This window comes from Burkholderia sp. Ac-20365 (assembly GCF_017104715.1).
Classification (GTDB): domain Bacteria; phylum Pseudomonadota; class Gammaproteobacteria; order Burkholderiales; family Burkholderiaceae; genus Paraburkholderia.
Genome location: NZ_JAAGPI010000001.1, coordinates 422,411 through 442,260, shown reverse-complemented (window position 1 = coordinate 442,260; position 19,850 = coordinate 422,411). Strand labels below are relative to the sequence as shown.

General features: G+C 60.2%; 15 protein-coding genes. 5 read left to right on the top strand and 10 right to left on the bottom strand.

The genetic code is table 11. The features are described 5' to 3' along the window. The first annotated feature begins 44 nt into the window (after nucleotides 1-44). A complete protein-coding gene (locus tag G3O01_RS01770; RefSeq protein WP_241023608.1) occupies nucleotides 45-878 on the top strand; it encodes an alpha/beta hydrolase in 834 nt (277 codons plus the stop codon). A gap of 45 nt (nucleotides 879-923) precedes the next feature. Here the strand turns inward: G3O01_RS01770 and G3O01_RS01765 are convergent, their stop codons facing one another. Beyond that, complete coding sequence (locus G3O01_RS01765) at nucleotides 924-1,880, bottom strand: hypothetical protein (protein ID WP_205802713.1); 957 nt, start codon at nucleotides 1,878-1,880, stop codon at nucleotides 924-926. Between the two features lie 127 nt (nucleotides 1,881-2,007). Between G3O01_RS01765 and G3O01_RS01760 the strand changes: the two genes are divergently transcribed. The 4 genes from G3O01_RS01760 to G3O01_RS01745 all read left to right on the top strand — a co-directional run bounded on the left by G3O01_RS01760 (nucleotide 2,008) and on the right by G3O01_RS01745 (nucleotide 8,779). Further along, a complete protein-coding gene (locus G3O01_RS01760) occupies nucleotides 2,008-2,853 on the top strand; it encodes a M15 family metallopeptidase (protein WP_205802712.1) in 846 nt (281 codons plus the stop codon). A 178-nt stretch (nucleotides 2,854-3,031) separates the two neighbouring features. Next, entirely contained in the window at nucleotides 3,032-6,868 is a 3,837-nt protein-coding gene (gene tssM, locus G3O01_RS01755; RefSeq protein WP_205802711.1) for a type VI secretion system membrane subunit TssM, read from the top strand. Further along, a complete protein-coding gene (gene tagF / locus G3O01_RS01750; RefSeq protein WP_205802710.1) occupies nucleotides 6,865-7,854 on the top strand; it encodes a type VI secretion system-associated protein TagF in 990 nt (329 codons plus the stop codon). The genes tssM and tagF overlap by 4 nt, the downstream gene beginning before the upstream one ends. Nucleotides 7,855-7,858: 4 nt before the next feature. Next, on the top strand, nucleotides 7,859-8,779 hold the full coding sequence (locus tag G3O01_RS01745) for an OmpA family protein (RefSeq protein WP_205802709.1): 921 nt from the start codon (nucleotides 7,859-7,861) through the stop codon (nucleotides 8,777-8,779). Between the two features lie 52 nt (nucleotides 8,780-8,831). Here G3O01_RS01745 and tssA read toward each other — a convergent pair whose 3' ends face one another. The 9 genes from tssA to G3O01_RS01700 form a co-directional block, all read right to left on the bottom strand. Continuing rightward, nucleotides 8,832-9,947 carry a type VI secretion system protein TssA gene (tssA, locus tag G3O01_RS01740; RefSeq protein WP_205802708.1) on the bottom strand — a complete coding sequence of 372 codons (1,116 nt, stop codon included), beginning with the start codon at nucleotides 9,945-9,947 and terminating at the stop codon, nucleotides 8,832-8,834. Nucleotides 9,948-9,961: 14 nt separating this feature from the next. Next, nucleotides 9,962-12,619, bottom strand: a complete 2,658-nt coding sequence (gene tssH / locus G3O01_RS01735) for a type VI secretion system ATPase TssH (protein WP_205802707.1) — start codon at nucleotides 12,617-12,619, stop codon at nucleotides 9,962-9,964. A 34-nt stretch (nucleotides 12,620-12,653) separates the two neighbouring features. Continuing rightward, nucleotides 12,654-13,739 carry a type VI secretion system baseplate subunit TssG gene (gene tssG, locus G3O01_RS01730; protein ID WP_205802706.1) on the bottom strand — a complete coding sequence of 362 codons (1,086 nt, stop codon included), beginning with the start codon at nucleotides 13,737-13,739 and terminating at the stop codon, nucleotides 12,654-12,656. After that, nucleotides 13,703-15,541, bottom strand: a complete 1,839-nt coding sequence (tssF, locus tag G3O01_RS01725; protein WP_205802705.1) for a type VI secretion system baseplate subunit TssF — start codon at nucleotides 15,539-15,541, stop codon at nucleotides 13,703-13,705. The genes tssG and tssF overlap by 37 nt, the downstream gene beginning before the upstream one ends. A 55-nt stretch (nucleotides 15,542-15,596) precedes the next feature. Beyond that, on the bottom strand, nucleotides 15,597-16,076 hold the full coding sequence (tssE, locus tag G3O01_RS01720) for a type VI secretion system baseplate subunit TssE (protein ID WP_205802704.1): 480 nt from the start codon (nucleotides 16,074-16,076) through the stop codon (nucleotides 15,597-15,599). 75 nt (nucleotides 16,077-16,151) lie between these two features. Next, nucleotides 16,152-16,655, bottom strand: a complete 504-nt coding sequence (locus tag G3O01_RS01715; protein WP_035995719.1) for a type VI secretion system tube protein Hcp — start codon at nucleotides 16,653-16,655, stop codon at nucleotides 16,152-16,154. 74 nt (nucleotides 16,656-16,729) lie between these two features. Beyond that, nucleotides 16,730-18,217: a type VI secretion system contractile sheath large subunit gene (gene tssC / locus G3O01_RS01710; protein ID WP_205802703.1), complete on the bottom strand. Its 1,488-nt coding sequence runs from the start codon at nucleotides 18,215-18,217 to the stop codon at nucleotides 16,730-16,732. 23 nt (nucleotides 18,218-18,240) lie between these two features. Continuing rightward, nucleotides 18,241-18,780: a type VI secretion system contractile sheath small subunit gene (gene tssB, locus G3O01_RS01705; protein ID WP_205802702.1), complete on the bottom strand. Its 540-nt coding sequence runs from the start codon at nucleotides 18,778-18,780 to the stop codon at nucleotides 18,241-18,243. Between the two features lie 40 nt (nucleotides 18,781-18,820). Continuing rightward, nucleotides 18,821-19,501 (bottom strand): tetratricopeptide repeat protein, encoded by a 681-nt coding sequence (locus G3O01_RS01700; protein ID WP_205802701.1) that lies wholly within the window; start codon nucleotides 19,499-19,501, stop codon nucleotides 18,821-18,823. Nucleotides 19,502-19,850: the final 349 nt, after the last annotated feature.

The window sequence follows — 19,850 nt, the reverse complement described above, 5'->3', positions numbered from 1 at the left end:
CGCATCCTCTGGCCCAGCATCTGAGCACTTGAATCATGAACTCAATGACCGATATGAATAGCGTAGCCACATTGCAAGCCCTGTCATCCGCCACCCAGGTCATCGCGTTGCACTGCTCCGGTTCGGGCGCGGCGCAATGGCGAAAACTCGGCGAGGCATTGGGCACACGCCACGCCTTCGTAGCACCCGAGCACTACGGCTGCGACAGCACAGGACCGTGGAGCGGCGAGCGCGCCTTCACGCTCGCCGACGAAGCCGCGAGAACCATCGGCATCATCGACGCGTCGCATGGCAAAGTGCATCTCGTGGGTCACTCGTATGGCGGTGGAGTCGCGTTACGCGCGGCCGTCGAGCGGCCCGAGCGTATCGCCAGCCTGACGTTGTACGAACCCTCTGCGTTTCATCTGCTCAAGATGATGGGCTCGTATGGCACGCATGCACTCGCCGAGATCATCGAGATTTCCAGGCGCACCGCCGACGGCGTCAGCTGTGGCGACTATCGCGGCGCGGCCGCTTCATTCGTTGATTACTGGGGTGGCCAGGGCGCATGGGAAGCATTGCGGCCATCTGTCCAGGCAGCACTCATACGCTGGGCGCCGAAAGCACCACTCGATTTCCGCGCGCTGCTCGAAGAACGCACGCCCACCAGCGCATATATGGGTTTGCGTGCGCCCACGCTGATCATGCGCGGCCAGCACGCGCCCGTTCCATCGCGCGCCATTGCCGAGCGCTTGCCGATGCTGCTGCCCGCAGCGCGTCTTGCGATCGTCGAAGGCGCGGGACACATGGGACCGATCACGCATGCAGAAGCAGTCAACGAGGCGATCGTGCGGCATATCGCCGAAGCGGATTCGAGTGCACACATAACCCTGAAATAAAAAGCGGCGCACGCGGCGCCGCTTCAATCGACCTTCACAACGCGCTCAGGGCTGCCGCGCCTGCGCCGACGCAGCGGGGCAATGCGGATCTTTGCCCCAATGACCATCGCACACGCGCCAGCGGCACAGTTGCTCCTCGAAGAAACCATGCTGTCCGCACTCGTTGATGCGATCGGCGAGCGTGCCTGTCGAATTGCCCGTCGCGCTCACCTTCTTCGACGCGACCTGGCTATCGGTTGCTTTCGCGCCGTTGGCCGAGGCGGGCTTGGTGCGCGCGACGAGTGCAGCGAGCAGATCGGCATCGGAATCGTCCTTCACTTCCTGCTTGCCGGCTTGCTTCTTCTTCGTGGTCGATGCCACGGCCGCCTTGCTTTCTTTCACGCGCCGCTCTTCCGCGAGTTGTCGCTTGTCGTGTTTGCTGTGTGCCGCTTTCGATGTTTCGGTATCTGCGTGCTTCGTGTTTGACGCGCTCGCGGGCTTCGCCGCGTCGTCGGCCTTCGCGCTCGACACAATGGCCGCCGATGCAGGTCCATCCGATGCACCAGCGCCGTCCGCCAGAGCACGCGACAAACGGTTGCCGTCGTCGCTCGATGCTTGCGTGGGTTGCTTGTCCTTGCTCGCATCATCATCGGCGACGATGGTAGCGGGCGCGGCCGTGGGCGCGCTCGCCGCGGATGCCGATGCTGTCATGCTCGCCGTCACACCGCTTGCCACCTTGATGCTCGATGTCACCACGGTCGACGCGCCATTCGCCGCAACCTTGTCCGCACCCGCAACGGAGGAACGCTGCTGCAACTGCCACGCGCCGACGCCACCCGCAACGATCACCAGCGCCGCTACCACCACGGGCAGCGTGCGTGAACGCTTCGGCTTCTGGTTCGCGGAAGGATCGACGCGCCCTTCCAGATTGGCAAGAATGCGCGAACCGCCCGCCTGCCCGTCTTTAACCGGCTCGGATAGCAGGCTTGGCGGGACTTTTGAGTTCGATTCAGGCGCACTCATTCACTGTCTCTTCAATTCTGGTTAATATCTGCGAAGTAATGTGTAAAAGCCCCTCCTCGGGGCACGCCTGATTCTAAGAGCAAGCATTACAAAAAACAATTGCTGAGAAATTTCCGGGGTCTTTCCTTTGATTGCCGTTGCACTCGCCGCTTATTTCGCCATTGCTGTTCTCATTGCAGCAATCGCTCTATTGCCGCCAATCCGTTTGGCTATCTTCGGCGGTATAGCCGGTTTGCATGCGCGCATCATGCAGCATGCATCGAATAACGCATTGAAAGCTAAAGCGCAATTAACAAATTCGGCAAAAATGTCTCAAGCGACAATTGCCGATATGCAAACTTTACTGATTCGCAGACGCTTGCTGATTTTAACCACGACAGGTATTCTTGCGACGCCGCCATTAGTCGCCATTGCATTACGCGGCAAACAGTTATTCCAGTTCGATGACATTTCCAGGTCACCGGACGAAAAAATCGCCCAATTGCTCAATGGCGAACAGCTCGTGCCGCCTCCACCGCTGCCGCCCGAAGCCTTCGCCACGCAAGAGGTCGAGCAGATCAGGCCGGCGCTGAAAGACGCGAGCCGCGACTGGAACCTGCTCGATGCAGATTTCCGGACGCGCCTATTGCTCGTTTATAAGATCATGCGCGAGCAACACGGTTATGAAATGGCTTTACTGGAAGGTTACCGGAGTCCGGAAAGACAAAACCGTCTTGCGCAAATGGGTAGCAATGTCACCAATGCCGCTGCATTCCAAAGCTATCATCAATACGGCCTCGCGGCCGACAATGCCTTTTTGCGCGACGGCAAGATCGTCATTTCCGAAAAAGATCCATGGGCGATGCGCGGCTATCAGTTATACGGACAAGTCGCCGAACAGGTGGGTCTGACATGGGGCGGTCGATGGAAAATGATGGATCTCGGACACGTCGAATATCACAAGCCCGGTTTCGTGCTCGGCCGCAATCGATAAATGTTAAGTCGCACTTTTGAGCACCGCATTGAACATCCACACGACGCGCGAATAGCGTCATTTGCAAGTTTATTCAAGACGCATTGAAACACCCGGCCAAATGACCGTTAAAAGTCTGATTGCGCCGCATTAGACGTCTTTTCACACGCTATTCCTATCATCAAGACCTGACAGGCTTATGCAACGCTTCCTCAACGGGTTGACTTCCAGGCGCACGCTGACCGTAATCGGCGTGCTCGCGCTCGCGGCCGTACTGTTCGTCGCCGCAGACTTCTTCCAGATCGATCCCCTCTGGCCGGCCATCGCGGTCGGCGTCGTGGTCGCGCTATTGATCGTTGCGTGGATCATCAAACGTATTCGCATTCGCCGCGCAAACAGCAAGCTCGGAGAGATGCTCGAACAGCAGGCGCAAGCCGGCAGCGAAACATCCGCGCCGGCGGCGGCAGCGCCAATGCGCGGCGCCGATCTCGACGTGCTGCGCACGCGTCTCGTCGATGCCGTGAAGACGATCAAAACATCGAAGATCGGGCAGACATCAGGCGGTTCGGCGCTCTATGAATTGCCGTGGTACATCGTGATCGGCAATCCCGCGGCGGGCAAGAGCAGCGCGGTGTTGAACTCGGGCCTGCAATTCCCGTTTGCCGACAAGAACGACGCCGTTGTGCACGGCATTGGCGGCACGCGTAACTGCGACTGGTTCTTCACGACGGAAGGCATTCTGCTCGACACGGCGGGCCGCTATTCGGTCCACGAGGAAGACCGCACGGAATGGCTCGGTTTTCTTGGATTGCTCAAACGTTATCGTCCGAAAGCGCCTATCAACGGCATCATCGTCACGGCGAGCATTGCGGAACTGACGGGCAACAAGCCCGAGTTCGCGATCAATCTCGCGAAGAACCTGCGCCAGCGCGTGCAGGAACTGACCGAAAAGCTCGAAGTATTCGCGCCCGTCTACGTGATGTTCACGAAGGCGGACCTGATTACCGGCTTCACCGAATTTTTCAGCGGCAGCGAACGTCATGAATATGACCGCGTGTGGGGCGCCACCCTGCCCTACGAGCCGGACGAAAAGCGCGATGTCGTCGCACAGTTCGACGAGCATTTCGAACAGCTCTATGAAGGCCTGAAGGAAATCAGCGTCGCGCAACTGTCGATCAGCCGCGGCAACAAGCTCTCGCCGGGCCAACTGAGCTTTCCGCTCGAATTCTCGACGATCAAACCCGCGCTGCGCGCGTTCATCGCGACACTGTTCGAGAACAACCCGTTCCAGTACAAGCCGATTTTTCGCGGCTTCTATTTCACCAGCGCCTTGCAGGAAGGCGAGACGAACAGTGCCGCCGCACAGCGCATCGCCAATCGTTTTGGCCTGAGCGCCGACGCATTGCCGAAGCCGCAGAGCACGTTTTCGAAGAATGGATTCTTCCTGCGCGACCTGTTTTCCAAGGTCATTTTTGCCGACCGTCAAACGGTGCGGCAATTCGCCAGCCCGACGAAGGCCCGCCTTCGTTACGCGACGTTCTTCGGCTTCGTCGTGATTCTCGCGCTCGCGCTGGGCGGCTGGACATGGTCGACGATCGGCAACCAGCAACTCGCCGCCAACGTGCAAGCCGACCTCGACAATGTCGTGCGCATGCAGCAGGGCCGCAACGATCTGCAATCGCGCCTGCAGGCAATGGACGTGCTCGAAGACCGCATCGAGCAACTCGAGCAGTTCCGCCGCGAGCGGCCGCTTTCGGTTTCGCTCGGTCTTTATCAAGGCGATCGTCTCGAACAGCGTCTGTTGACCGAGTACTACAACGGCATCAAGCAGATCATGCTGACGCCCGTTTCGCAGAGCCTCGCGTCGTTCCTGAAGGACGTGGACGCACATCCCGACCAGCTCGCGCCGATGACGCACACGCCCGACTCCGGCGCGATCCCCGTCTCCGCTCATACGGCGATGACTGCGGCCTCGCAAGGCGGTCTGTATGCCGATGCATCGCCCACCAACGTCGAAGACGCGTACAACGCGTTGAAGACCTACCTGATGCTGTCCGACAAGCGCCACGTCGAAACCGCACATCTGACCGATCAGGTGGCGCGTTTCTGGCGCGGCTGGCTCGAACAGAATCGCGGCAACATGCCGCGCGACGAGATGATCAAGAGCGCTGAGCGGATGATCACGTTCTATCTGTCGCGCGTCAGCGACGACGACTGGCCGATGATCGACGCGAATCTCTCGCTCATCGATCAGACCCGCGACAACCTGCGCCGCGTGGTGCGCGGCATGCCGGCACGCCAGCGCGTGTATGAAGAAATCAAGGCGCGCGCATCGACGCGTTTCGCGCCGATGACCATTGCACGCATCGTCGGCGAGAACAATACGGGGCTGGTTGCGGGCAGCTATGCAATCCCCGGCACCTTCACGCGCGATGCGTGGTTCCAGTACGTGCAGCCCGCAATCCGCGACGCAGCGACGAAGGAACTGCAGGCGAAAGACTGGGTGCTCAATACGTCTGCGCGTGACGACCTGACGCTCGAAGGCAGCCCCGAGCAGATCCAGAAGGCGCTCGTCGGCATGTACAAGACCGAGTATGCGCAGCACTGGCAGAAGTTCATGCAGGGCATTGCGGTGCAGAGCTTCGGCAGCTTCAATCAGGCTGTCGATGCGATGAACCGCCTCGGCGACCCGCAAGACTCGCCGATCCGCAAAGTGCTCGAAACCGCCTACGAACAGACTTCGTGGGACAACCCGTCGCTCGCGAACGTCGCGCTGAAGAGCGCGCAAGGCGGCGTCGTGAACTGGGTCAGGCAGTGGTTCTCGCGCTCCCCTACTTCGCAACTCAACGCGAACGTCGACATCAACGGCAAGCCTGTCGATGTGCCGATGGGTCCTGTCGGCGCGGACTTCGCGGGTCTTGCGCGCATCGTCGTGAAGAATGGCGATGTGTCGCCGCTGCGCGGCTATATGGATTCGCTGTCGAAGGTGCGCACGCGCTTCAACGTGCTGAAGAATCAGGGCGATCCGGGTCCGGGCGCGCGTCAGCTGATGCAGCAGACGCTGGACGGCAACGGCTCAGAACTCGCCGACTCGCTGAAGTATGTCGACGAACAGATGCTCACTGGCCTCACCGACGCGCAACGTAAGGCGCTGCGCCCGCTGCTCGTGCGTCCGCTGATGCAGGCGTATGCCGTCGTGATCCAGCCTGCCAGCGCCGAAGTCAACAAGGTGTGGAACGCGCAGGTGTATCAGCCGTTCCAGGCGTCGCTGGCGAACAAGTATCCGTTTGCCGGCGATGCGAAGGTCGAGGCCGGTGCTGGTGAAATCGCGCAGGTGTTCGGACCGGATGGCGCCGTCGCGAAATTCGTCGGCACGACGCTCGGGCCGCTCGCCGTGCGGCGCGGCGACACGCTCTCAGCGCGCACGTGGGGCGATATGGGCCTCGCGTTGACGCCGGACTTCACGAACGGCTTTGCGCGTTGGGTCGCGCCGCTTGCCGGTGGTGCAGCGGGCGGCGGACAGGCTTCGTCGGAACCGCAGACGGTGTTCCAGATCCTGCCGCAGCCTAGCAGCGGCACGACGGAATACACGGTTGCAATCGACGGCCAGCAGCTTCGCTATCGCAACACGCCGCCGCAGTGGACGAACTTCGTGTGGCCGAATCCGACCGGATCGCCGGGCGCGACGCTGTCCGCGACGACCTTCGACGGCCGCACAATCCAGCTCGTCAACGAGCCGGGCCGCTATGGTCTCGAGAAGCTCATCAACACGGCGCAACGCACGCGCCGCCCGGACGGCACGTTCGATCTCACGTGGACGCAAGGCAATGTCAGCGTGTCCGTGAGCATGCGGATCATCAGCACATCGCAGGCAACGACCAGCGGCGATGCGCCTCAACAACAATCGCTGCGCGGCCTGAAACTGCCTTCGTCGGTTGCGGATGTCGGCGCCGCAACCGGCGCTGTTGCCGCAACGGCTTCGACACCCGCCGCAACGACAGCCGTTGCCGCCACCAACAACGGGAGCGCGCAATGAGCCAGACCGTGCAGGCGCAAATCGCCTACTTCGGCAAGATTCCGTCGCGCGGCGACTTCGTGAAGAGCGCGCACAATCCGCAACTGCTGCAGACGCTCGACAGATGGATCGCGCAGGCCATGGAACTGCTCGCGGAAGATCCTCGCTGGAAGATCGTGTATGAAAGCGCGAAGCCGATGCACTTCGCGTTTCTCGGCTCGCGCAGCAAGCTCGCCATCGCCGGGCATATGGTGGCGAGTCAGGATCAGTCGGCGCGGCGCTTTCCGTTTCTCGCAGCAACGGCACTCGAAGTGGACCGCCCGCTTGCGTTCTTCGCGCGCAGTCCGCTTGCGTTTGCGCGACTGTGGTCGCGTGTGGCCACGCAGATGAAGCCGTTGCTCGATACGACAGAACCAGCGGGCGCGTTGCAGGCGCTCGGCGAAACGCAGGTTCCGATTGAAATCGCAGGTCCCGGCAATCCGCACGACGGCACCTTCAACGACTTCGTCGAACATCAGACCCTGTCCGGTCTCGAACAGATGCTGCTCGCAAGCGGCCACCCGGTGCGGCTTCGCGGCGCGATGCTCGCGCTGGGCTCGCTGCTGCGGCCCGTGATGACGAGCGGAACATCGCACCTCGAACGCGGTCTCACGTTGCCGTTGCCGAACGACCCGTTCTATCGCACGCTCGTCGCGGCGTTCTGGCTCGAACTGATCGCGCCGTTCGTCGCGCACGCGGATTTCGAACTGGCCATTTTCATCGGCACGATCGCGCAGCGCGAGCGCCTCGTGATCGGCTTCAACGGCGCGTCGGCGAAAACGCTGCATAGCGTCGTCGATCCGCAGGCGTACGCGCAGCACAATATCGACATCGACGATCCCGAATGGATCGACGAACACGCACAAAACGACCATGGCATCAGCAAGCTCGTCAGTTACCTCGACCAACCGCAACTCTCGCTGCGTGTCAGCATCGACACGTTCCGCGAAGCGTTTGCAGGAGCGTAAAGCAATGACGAAGCGAATCAGGCTCAACGTGATCGCGGCGGCGCTGTTGGCCGCCACGGCGAGCGGCGCGACGTTGGCAGACAATGCCGGGCCCGCGAACGTCACGCCCGTCGATAACAGCGGCATCAAGATTCATACGACTGTGCTGCCCGCGCCCGCTTCCGCGCCGAATACATCTGCGCCGGTGGCTACCGGCACCCTTACGTCCGCGCCGCCCGCCGCGAATGCTGCGCCGGGCCAGGTCGTAGTCGGCGGCAAGCTGCCCGATGAAGCAACCAAAGCCGCCGTGCTCGCGCGCTTGCGGGATACGTATGGCGCAGCGAACGTGGTCGACCAGATCGAGATCGGCGATGTGGCGACGCCGCCCAACTGGAGCGCGAACGTACAGAAACTGATCGGGCCGGAGTTGAAGCAGATCAGCAAGGGGCAGTTGAAAATCGACGGCACGTCGATTGAAGTGAAGGGCGAAGTGCGCAACGAAGCGCAACGCCAGCAGCTTGCGAGCGACATGGCGAACGCACTGAACCCAACCTATACGATCAGGAACGCATTGCGCGTCAGCGCGTCCGAACAGGGCATGCTCGATCAGACGCTCGCGAATCGAACGATCGAATTCGAAACAGGCAGCGCAACGCTGACGCCGCAAGGCCGCGCAATTCTCGATCAGATGGCGGCCGTGCTCGCGAAGATGACGACGCGGCAGGTTGCGATCATCGGCCACACGGACGCGTCCGGCAATCGCTCGACCAATGTCGCACTGAGCCAGGCACGCGCGGACGCCGTGAAAGGTTATCTCGTTGCGAAGGGCATTTCGCCACAGCAACTGTCGACGCTCGGCGTCGGGCCGGATCAACCGATTGCATCGAACGATACGGCCGATGGCCGAGCACGCAATCGACGCATCGAATTCCGCGCCGGGTCGTGATGCGATGCGCGCTGTCAGTCCTTTCGAACAGCGCGCATGTGTGCATTAGCGGCTAGTTGTTCTCTTCGGGCTTCACGCCCAGCATCTCACGGATATGAGAAAGCGTGCCGTCGTCCTTGACGACGGTCGCGAGCCATTGATGCAACGGCATCTCCGCCCACTCCGCGGCCTTGTCGGCGAGATACGCTGCCGGGCTGTGCGGCTCCGTGCGACGAAAGAAGCTGGCGACCGCGCGCAATTGCGCAACCGCCTGCGCCCGGTTTTGAATGACACCTGGCGTCGGATTCGGCGCGATCGTGGTTGACGTAGGCAACGGCGGCTCCTCCAGCGGCGCCGTCCTGAACGACGGCTCGCTTCGTTCTTCGACGGCTTGTTGTTGTGGCTGTACTTGCGCCTGCGTCTGCGTGTTCGCGCCTACGTCCTTCGCAAAGCGCTCCGTCAGCCGATATACGGCCTCATATGCTTCCTTCGCCTGGCGGAAACTCGGCGCGTCGTCGCCTGCGTGACGCTCCAGTTCGCTTTCGAGCGACAGCATCGCCGCTTCGAACGCGCGCAGATCCGCTAGCAAAACTGTGTAGAACGCAGGCTGCGTCGCGCGCTTCGACATCTCGATCTGTTCGTTCGATGGCTTGCCGCGTGCAATATCGTCCGCATGTTCGGGGTCGCGCCTGATCGCCTGCGCAACATGCGTCGCCACGTCCCAATCGAGTGTGCTGAACGAGTTGCCCGGCGCCTGCGTGACCGGCAATGCGCGCAGCAATTCCGCCGTGCGCACTACCAGCCAGCCGATATTGCCGAGCCGGTACTCCGCATCGTCGCCATCGACGAGCGGATGCACGCTGTTCCAGTAGCGCTCGCACAGGCCCGCGAGCAGCGAATAACCTTGCGTGAGCCCTACCGCGCCTTCTTCGATCGCCAGCGCTTCCGTCAACCAGGCGGCAAGGCGCAGATCTTTGGTCTGCATTTTCAGCATGGCCGTGCACTGCTCGATCACGAACGACCAGTCGGCTTCCTTGATTTCGGTCACCCACTCGCCCTGATCCAGCGACGCATCATCGAAACGGCGTGCATGCTGGATTGCATCGAATTCGGCGGAAAACAGCAGATCGTCGCCGCATGGCGAAGCGTCGCTGATCGGTTCAAGCAATGTGATGAAATTGGTCGGCATGTTTCGGGAGAATCTCAGACAACGGTGTATTCGAAATCGCCGGCTTCGGTAGCACGTGCGCCGATACGCTTGATGGATACGCCATCGGCGATTCGTTCGAGCACATGCTGCGCGATTTCGGGCAGCAAGGTGCCGTTAAGAATGTGATCGACATTGCGCGCGCCCGAATCGACTTCCGTGCAACGCGCCAGTACTGCATCGACGAGCGATTCATCCCACTCGAACACCGCCTTGTGGTTGGCTTCTACACGACGGCGAATACGTTCGAGTTTGAGATCGATAATTTCGGCGAGTACATCATCGGAAATCGGGTAGTAAGGCACGACTTTCATGCGGCCGAGAAATGCCGGCTTGAACGCCTTGTACAACTGCGGACGCAGCATTTCCGCGAGTCCATCGGCATCGGGCATTTCGTCTGCGCTCCTGTTCAGGCATGCCTGCATCACCGCAGACGAACCGACATTCGACGTCAATATGATCAGCGTATTGCGAAAATCGATCTCGCGCCCTTCGGCATCATCCATCGTGCCTTTGTCGAATACCTGGAAGAACATTTCCAGCACATCCGGGTGCGCCTTTTCGACTTCATCGAGCAATACGACCGAATAAGGATTGCGTCGCACGGCCTCCGTCAACACACCGCCTTCGCCATAGCCGACATAACCCGGCGGCGAACCCTTCAGGCCGGACACGCTGTGCGCCTCCTGATACTCGCTCATATTGATGGTGATCATCTTGCGCTCGCCGCCATACAGGATGTCGGCCAGCGCAAGCGCCGTCTCCGTCTTGCCGACCCCGGATGGCCCGACGAACATGAACACGCCGCGCGGCTTGTTCGGATCTTCGAGATTTGCGCTGGCCGTGCGCACTCGCTGCGCAATCGCTTCCAGTGCATGATCCTGTCCGATCACGCGTTCCGTCAGCAACGGCTGCAGATTGAGCACCGTGCGCAACTCGTCCTTCACCATGCGGCCAAGCGGAATGCCTGTCCATGACGCGACAATTTCAGCGACGACATGTGCATCGACCTGCAACGGCACCATCGGCGTGGTCTTCTGTAATTCTGCAAGCTCTGCGACCCGACGTTCGAGTTCTTCGCGAAGACCCGAAAGTTCTGCGTCATGCTGCTTGCCTTCGCGGGCAGCATCGATCTTTTCGCGCAATGCGACAACTTCACCGACAATTGCGCGCTCTTTCTCATATCGCGCCTTGTCGTGCTCGAGCCGCTCGACTTCCGTCGCACGCTGTTCGCTCAATGCCGTGAGGCGTTCATCGTGCGACACACCGCTCGCCGCTTCGCGCTCCAATGCGGCGACTTCGGCGTCGATGCGTTCGAGCCGCTTGTTCGTATCATCGATTGCAGCGGGCGTCGCGCTCTGCGCGAGTGCGACTTTCGCACAGGCCGTATCGAGTACGCTGATCGCCTTGTCCGGCAACTGACGTCCGCTGATATAGCGGTGCGACAGGCGCACCGCTTCCGTAATGGCATTGTCGAGAATGCGGACGTTGAAGTGCTTCTCCATCAGCGCGGACATGCCGCGCAACATCGCGGCCGCGAGGGTTTCATCCGGCTCTTCGATCTTCACGACCTGGAAACGCCGTGCAAGTGCGGCGTCTTTCTCGAAGTACTTCTTGTACTCACTCCAGGTTGTCGCAGCGATCGTGCGCAACTCGCCGCGCGCCAACGCTGGTTTCAGCAGATTGGCCGCATCGTTCTGTCCCGCCGTGCCGCCCGCGCCGATGATCGTATGCGCTTCGTCGATGAAGAGAATGATGGGATGCGCACTCTTCTTCACTTCGTCGATCACGCTCTTCAGGCGATTCTCGAACTCGCCCTTCACGCTCGCACCCGCTTGCAGCAGTCCCATATCGAGCACATGCAGTGCGACGCCGCGCAACGGCGGCGGCACGTCATCCGCGGCGATGCGCAACGCGAGCCCTTCGACTACAGCCGTTTTACCGACGCCCGCCTCGCCCGTCATGATCGGATTATTCTGGCGGCGGCGCATCAGAATATCGATGGTCTGGCGGATCTCCGCTTCGCGGCCGATGACAGGGTCGATATGACCGTCGCGGGCGCGCTGTGTGAGGTTCGTCGTGTAGGTATCGAGCGCGGGTGTTCTCGATGCGGTGTTAGTGCGGGTTGTGTGGTCCGAAGCGGATGCGTTTTCCGGAGATGTCGACGACGCTCCTTCACTTTCACGCGAACCTTGCGTCAGTTCGTCGAACTTGTGCTTCAGATCCGTCACGCGCACTTTTGTAAACAGCGGCGACATGCGCTGTGCGAACTGGGCAAGATCGGGCGCGCTCAGCAACGCGAGCAACAGATGCCCGGAGCGAATCCGCGCGATTTGCGAATCAAGCGAAGCGATCAGCCACGCCTGCTCGAACAGTGCAATCAGATGCACTGAAAACACGGGCGTACGCGTGTTGCCCGTTTTTAACCGTTCCAGCTCGCGTTCGAGATCGTCGCGCAACGCATTCGCGTCGATACCGCTCGCGCGCATGACGAGCGGCACGTCCGTTGACGGTTCATCGAGTAACGCGCCAAACAGGTGCTCCAGATCGACCTCGTAATGACCGCGCGACAGGCAGCGACTCGCGGCCAGTTCCGCAGCCTGGCGGCAAGTCGGGTTGAGTTTGGCGATCAGGGTCTTCAGTGGCGTGCTCATGGCGGACTCTTGTGTCGTTGTTCTTTGTGTGCGGTCAATGGATCACGTGCAGTTCGTAGCGTGCGTCCGCGCGATCCTCGGTCACGTCATGCGTGCACAGGAACGCGTCCCAGCCGAGGCGAGAACCTTTGCCGAGAATGCTGGGGCCAACGTCTTCGTGACGCAGTTTCAGCTTCACTTCATATTCGAGCGTGACGCCTGCGAGAAGCGTCAACATCCGTTCGAGTGCAACCGCCCGCTCTGCGCCGGGCAGGAACGCTTCGTAATCGGCCTTCTTCAACGGGCCGATCACGAGACGCACGCGCATGTCGCGTTGCCACACACGCGTGCCCGCCAGCGCTGTCGCGCCGAGCGTTGCATTGACGCCACCCAGCACCGTCAACTGATCGCGCGGCACGTCGTACCATTTGCCGATGAACTGATCGACATGCACGGGCACGTTGAAGTACTCGGACAGATTGCGCTGCAAATACGCCGCAGAAACCGGGCGATGACGCGCAGCGAGCGCATAGCCCGCAATCGCTTCGTCGAACAGTGCGCCTTTTCCGGCTTGCAGACTCGCGCGCGTATCGGCGTCACCTACACCCGCCAACGACAGCAGCAGCGGCAAGTACCGCTCGTCGCGATCGAGTTCATAATGAAACGGCAAGCGGTACTTTTTCCATGCCGCGTAGAAAAGCGCCGTCGCGCGATTCGAGAACACATCGAAAAACTCACGTGCAGCACGATCGCGCGACAACTGCTCGCGGCTGATCAGTTGCTCGGTGTAGTTCAGCGGCAATGCGCCCTGCCCGCCGAGCATGCCAAAGAATGCCGGCGTCAGATCGACCTTGTCGATCGAGTCATCGATCAACGCAGCCGTACGCTGCGCCTTGTCCTTCAGCGGATTGCCGTCTTCGTCGTACGACATCGCCGAATGAATTTCGCTGGGTGGAAATGCGAGCGATAGCGTCGTGCGAAACATCATGCGCTGCGCGACCACATCGCCCGTACGCTGGGACGCTTCCTGTCCGAACCACTTTTCCAGCAGACGCACCGCCTGAAAGAACTGGAAGCGGTGCGGTTCGTCGAGCAGTTGCTCGACTACGCCAGGATCGATTCGCCGCTGCGCGGTTTGCATCGCAAGATCTCCTCGCCTGTGCGCTTCGACACGACGACCAGTTGCACAAAGCTGTTCAGATGCACATACAGCCCAAAGAATCGATCGATCACGCCGACGAACGACGCGAGACTCGCGCCGACGAAATGTTCTTCGTCGACGGTCATACGCACTTCGAGGCCGCGCACGAACGTGGCGAACGGATTGCCCGGCAACCACTGCACAGCCGCGCGCTGATCGATGCCCGTAATGCCGTCCACATGACGCGCCGATACCGCCGTGCGCCGCAGATCGTATAGCGCAAGCATTTCCTTTAGCGCCGACAGCCCACTGCCCGCAAGCGAGACGTGATTGAGCGCTAGATGCGAAATCAGACGCCAATGTGCGGAACGGCCCCGCTCGAAGCGAACGCTCGGCGTGGGCCGGCGTAATAGTGTCAAGGTACTCGCCAGCGAGCCGCCTTCGAGAAACAGATCACCGCCTTCGAGACCCGCCGCGAGCTGCGCAGGCAGATCGCGATTGGTACAGGTCAGATCGACGCTGAGCGTATCCGTTTGCGGCGCGGACGGTTCGAAGTCGATATCGACGATCGAGATTTCCGTCTCGTAGCCGGGGCTTTTCTGCGCAACCCAGTCATTTCGGCGCGCAAACCAGTAGTGTCCCGCGCGCGCCGTCTCTCCGTGATGCAGCGAATAGAACGGACGAAACTCCGTCACCGACTCACCATGCGCCTGCTGACGCACGAGCCGCACGGAATCGATCGAATAGACTTCGTACGCGAACGCACGACGCGCTTCCGCCACTACCGGATACGACACCGCCTGATGATTGATACGGATCGGCTCACCGTGCTGCTTGAACAGATTGACGACAGGTGTGCAGAAAAGCCGGAGGTTTTGCGCAAGGAACGCATCGAGCAGGCGCGCGATATTCGAATCGCCACGCACGTCTTTCAGCACGACATGCAGCGTGATGCGATGGCAGCGTCCGCTCGCACGCAGCATTGCACCGAGGTCGAAATCGGCAAAACTGAATTTGTCCGGAAACGCAAAGTACTCGGTCAATAGCCGATAAGCGGGATGAGATTTCGCGGGATAGTCGATCAACGCATCCCGTTCGTCGAACCCTGCCTGTTCGATCGGCATGGTACGCAATGCTTTCCATACGCCATTGCGTTCGGGCTCGACGTATGCGCCTAGCGCGTGCATGAAAAGACAGTCCGACAGCGCCGCAACAAACGATTGCTCACCGTGCAAATGCGTGCGCAACGTACCCAGTTTCAGCGTACCGAGATCGAGTTGCGGCGCTGTCGATTCGAATGTAATCGACAGCATGCCCGTGGCATTCTGCGGCAACACAGTGGCGCTTGGCGCCATTGCCACTGACGTGTACTTCGCTTCCGAAATTCGAACCGGCGCGAGGGTGACGTCATATGCTGTACGAAAACGACACTGCACGCCGCGTATCGGGCGCGATTTGACCTCGGTGCCGCGCTCGATCGTTGTCGGCTGCGTCAGATTGCCGATGCTGCCGGACAAACCGAATTGCGCAATCGAACAGGAAGGAAATGGCCGCAAATAATGCGGATACAGCACTTCGAAAAGTGCTTCTGTGAATTCTGGGTAGTCGTCGTCGAGCTTCTTGTTGATGCGCGCGCCCAGCAGCGCAAACGACTCGATCATCCGCTCGACGTGCGGGTCTTCGCAATGCTCGCCCGTCATCGCGAGACGTGCGGCGATCTTCGGATAGCGTTCGGCGAAGTCACGCGAATAACGACGCAAAAACGATAACTCGCGCTCGTAATACGGCAGCAGTTCTTCCATTACTCCATCCCCGAGCGAGATCTTTCCGCTTTGGCCTGCATGCAGGCTCGCGGTATCACAGTTTCGCGCGTGCGCGCGTCACCGAGTATTGCAAGGTCGACGGATGCAGCATCGCGTCGAAACTCACCGGCTCTTCTGCCGGATGCACGACCAGCAAAGCCTGAATCGCAAAGTACAGCGCGCTGGTCGACTGTTCGTTCAATTCGAGCGTCACGGCAACCTGCTGCAAACGCGGCTCATGCCGGCCGATCGCCTGCTGGATCGACTTGCAGATGAACATGCGGTCGTAATGGCTCGCGAGACTCAGACCGGAAAAGTCATTCAATCCATACGTGAGCACCGAGCGCTGGCATTCCGGCAATGCCGCGAGGTCGGCTTCCGTCAACGCGATACGCGTATTGAGGATCGCTTCGACGTCGCGCGCGACATTCGACTTCAACTCATCCAGCGACAATTGCCGCATTGCCGCCGGTGCCGGCACATGCGGTTCGTCGTCGAACAGTTTGTCGAAGAAACTGGGTTCGAATCGCTTCATTGGATTGCGTCGAGCGACTTCAGCAGTACTGCGTCAACGGGTCCGCGCGCACGAGGGCGCACGGACCCACCATCATCAGACCGCGTAGGTCTTGTCGTTCTTCGTCAAGCTCCATGCACCTTGCGCATTGCCGCCCTGATTGCCGCCAATCTTCTGCTGCGTGTACTTCCATTGCACAGCAGCGTACTTCAGCGAGAACGCTTCCGTTGGCAGACCTTCGCCAACCACGCTCGGCGTAATGCTCGAAATAATCACGTACTTCAGTTTCACTTCGAGATACTTGATGCGATTGCCTTCGCCGTCCGAACGCATGAAGTCGATGGTGACTTCGTCGAACGTCGTGCCGCCCGAAGCGTGTTGATAGAGCAGCGGGCTCACCACGTCGATGTCTTTCGTGAACGCCATGTCGGCGTGCTCGCAGCGCTCCGACGTGTGACCGCCTGCCGTCGATGCCGTCGCCGAACGCGGCTGCGTGATCGCATGCGTCCACGAATCGATTTCGATCCAGCCCTGATGGTCCTTGTCGGCGGATTCACCCTTGATTGCAGGATTGCCGAACTTTAAGTAGATGTCCTTCATAATATCGCGACTCCCCAAAGAGGTGGTTTTAACAGTCGCCCGGGCGGCCTACCCGGGCGAGCTGATTGCGTTTATCAATTTGCCGGCTTCGGCAGATCCGCCACGAGGCGCAGGGAAATGGAAAGCTCATCCAGCTGGAAGTGCGGACGCAGGAATGCGACCGAACGATACGAGCCGGGTTTGCCCGGAATTTCCGAGACCTGAATCGATGCCTCGCGCAGCGGGAACTGCGCTTTCTGTTCCTGGCTCGCGTTATCGTCGAGTAGCACGTATTGCGAGATCCAGCGGTTCAGAAACACTTCGACGTTTTGCGCCGATGCAAAACTGCCGATCTTGTCGCGCATCATCGCCTTCAGGTAGTGCGCGACGCGCGATACCGAGAAGATGTACTGCAATTGCGCGGACAGCACGGAGTTCGCATTTGCGCTGTCGGTGTTGTATTTTTTAGGCTTCTGCACGGACTGCGCGGCGAAGAACGCGGCGTAGTCAGAGTTCTTGCAATGCACGAGCGGAATAAAGCCGAGATCGCTCAGTTCTTTTTCACGGCGGTCGGTAATGGCGATTTCCGTCGGGCACTTCAGTGCGATTTCACCGTCGTCGGTCTTGAAGGTATGCGTAGGCAGATCTTCGACGAGACCGCCGCCTTCCACGCCGCGAATCGCCGCGCACCAGCCGAAGTCGTCGAATGCAGCCGTCAGGCGCGCAGCGAATGCCCACGCGGCGTTGCACCACAGGTACTTGCTGTGATCGGTGCCGTCCACGTCTTCGACGAAATTGAAGCCTTCCGCCGTTGCGCCGTCTTTCGGATTGAACGGCAGACGGCCGAGGAAACGCGGCAATGTCAGACCGACATAGCGCGAATCTTCTGCGTCGCGGAACGACTTCCACTTGGCGTATTCGACGGTATCGAACACCTTGCCGAGATCGCGCGGCTTGCCGAGATCGGCGAACGATTCGAGTCCGAGCAGTTCCGGCGACGACGACGTAATGAACGGCGCGTGCGCGGCCGCCGCAACGTGCGACATCTGCTCGATGAAGTACATGTCTTCCGGCTGACGCGTGATCTCGAAGTCGCCGATCAGCGTGCCGAATGGCGAACCGCCAAATGTACCGAACTCTTCTTCATAGACCTTCTTGAAGAGCGCGCTCTGGTCGAATTCGATCGCCGTCTTGAAGTCGCGCACGAGATCGCGCTTCGGCGCATGCAGTGCCTTGATCTTGATCGTCGAACCGGTATTGCTTTCCTTGCACAGATAATCGAGCCCGCGCCACGTGCTTTCCATGCGCTGGAATTCGGGCGCGTGCATCACGCTGCTCAGCTGGTCGGAAATCAGACGGTCGAGTTCGGCGACGCGTGCGTCGATGGTCGCGGACAGGTTGTCCGAGACGATCACCGTGCCATCCAGCACCTGACTGACGAGTTCGCCGATCAGATCTTTCGCGCGTGCGTGTTCGGATTCGGACTTCGCTACCTTGCTCTTCTCGACGATTTCATCGAGAAGCGACGCGCCTTCACTGACCTGCGCGTCGGAATACTGGGCTGCAGCCGCTTGCTGATTCATGTTACCCCCGGTGCCTGATCAGGCTACTTGTTCTCGTCGGAGCCGTCTGCGCTATCGCCTTCGGCACGTTGCGTCGCGCCCGCCAGCGATTGCAACTGCTGCGTGTTCTTCAGCACTTCGCCGAGCAGATCTTCGAGCTTGTCGTTACCGGCCAGCTTGTTGCGCAGATCCGCGAGTTTCGAACGCGCTTCGAGAAGACGGCGCAGCGGTTCGATTTGCGCGACTACTTCGTCGGGATTGAAGTCCGCCATCGAACGGAAACGCAGATCGACGCCGAACTTGCCACCCGCATCGCTCAGGCGGTTTTCGACCTGAAACGCCGCGCGCGGCTCGATGGCCTTCATCACGTCGTCGAAATTGTCGCGGTCGATATTGACGAACTTGCGGTCGCGCAGCTTCGGCTGCTCGACTTCCGACTGCCCCGCGAGATCGGCGACCACGCCGACGACGAACGGCAGTTCTTTCACTTCGATCGCATCGCCGCGCTCGACCTCATAGGTCAGTTGAACGCGCGGCGGCCGCACTTTTTGCAAGCGCTTTTGAATACTTTCTTTCTTGGCCATCGACGGCTCCCGGGTGCGTGTGGTTCAGACCAGCGTGGTATCAGCGCAGCGCGCTAAAGGGATCGGACGCGCCGCCGCTCTGCGCTGCTTTTGCAGGCGCAGCGGCCGGCGCCGCAGGAGCCTGCGCGGGCGCAGTAGCAGCCGGCGCGGCCGCGCTGCTGTCCGTGGAATCGCTTGCCTTGGGCGCCTGCTTCGCGACATGACGCACGACGCGCCGCTTCTTTGCGGCCTGCTTGTCGTTGGCATCCGGCGGGAATAGCGTGGCTTCGCCGAGCGTGTCGCGCAGCTGTTTGGCGAGCGCCTGTGCATCCGACTTCGCATCGCCCGCGAGTGCTGCATCCTGACGCAGTTCGCCGAGCGATTGCGTCGCGACGCGCAAGCCTGCGACGGCCAATACGCTCTTTGCCTGACGGTCGGTCTGGTCGCGCTGCAGTGCTTCCTGCGCAGCGACGATGGCCTGGCCGTAATGACCCTGCGTGAACTGGATCTGCGCAATGCGCGACCACGGCTCTTCACGCGTCGGATCGGTTTTGGCCAATTGCTGATAAAGCGCGATTGCGCGGTCCTGATCGCCATTCTTCGCGACGGTATCTGCGTCGCTCAGCGCCTTATTAAAGGCTTCAGGCGTAGGCGGAGTGGAGTTTCCCTGCGTAGCGCATCCGGCAATCATGCCGCATACCAGCACTGCCCCAGAAAGACTGGTAAAGAGCCGATTTTTCATCGTTGTTTCACCGCCGTTGCGAATTTTATAATCAGGAAGAAAACGGGTTTTGCTTTGCACTAAGTGCGCGCGTATAGTACAGGCCAATTTTTATTAATTCAACTTTCATCTGCAGAAGGAAAACTCGGAGAACGCGTCAATACAATATCGCTAACATGACCGGTAATTTATTGCCATTCGTGATTCATCGCGCATCAAACAACGGCAATAATTTCCTGAATTCACATGTTGCCGAACCTTGATTCCGGCGCTTGCAAACCCGCATGCGCAGGGTGAAAACGAACCACTTATCAACCGTTTTTAATTGACAATTCAACGGGGTGACCAGCTGAATGCCGGTCTATACAGA